Origin of the sequence: Microbacterium album (genome assembly GCF_014643695.1) — a bacterium.
Classification (GTDB): Bacteria; Actinomycetota; Actinomycetes; order Actinomycetales; family Microbacteriaceae; genus Microbacterium; species Microbacterium album.
Map to the genome: position 1 here is coordinate 1 of NZ_BMJY01000043.1, position 570 is coordinate 570.

Annotated in this window: 1 protein-coding gene; it reads left to right on the top strand. The window is 71.2% G+C overall.

Translation table 11 applies throughout. From position 1 onward, the window contains the following. On the top strand, positions 1-456 hold a 456-nt coding region (locus tag IEX37_RS15855), incomplete at its 5' end, for a prealbumin-like fold domain-containing protein (protein WP_229663334.1). Positions 457-570: the final 114 nt, after the last annotated feature.

The following is a 570-nucleotide window of genomic DNA, read 5'->3' on the forward strand; positions in this document are numbered from 1 at the left end:
ATGAATGGTTCGGAGTGGGCGGTGTATGACGCTGCGTCCGGTGGTACTGCGGTGGTCGCGTCGATCGCTGCGGCGACGGATGGGGACGGTGACCCGGTGACCGGGTTGTTCCGTGACACGACGCTGACGGAGGGCGAGTACTGGTTGGAGGAGACCAGGGCCTTGCCCGGGTTCCAGCTGCTGGCGCAGCGGGTGCCGTTCACTGTCGCTCGCGACGGCACGGTGACGCTTCCCGCGGGTGTGTCGGTGAACGTGACCCTGGTCGATGTGGATGGCACCCCGACGATCCGTGTGCAGGACGTGCCCGCCCTGGACCTTCCCGAGGCCGGCGGTATCGGGACGCTGACGATCTACCTGGCGGGGGCTGCGTTGTTGGCCGCTGCCGGGGTGATCGCCGGGATCGGTTTCGCCCGCCGCCGCGCGTCCGCCCAGCGCGACCCGGGGGAGGGACCATGACGGTCCGCCCCGGCTTCGACTCCGCGGCTGCCCCGCTGCGCTCAGCCCGTTTCGACTCCGCGGCTGCGCCGCTCCGCTCAACGAGCGGGGGAGGGCCCTCCGCCCGTGCGTCTT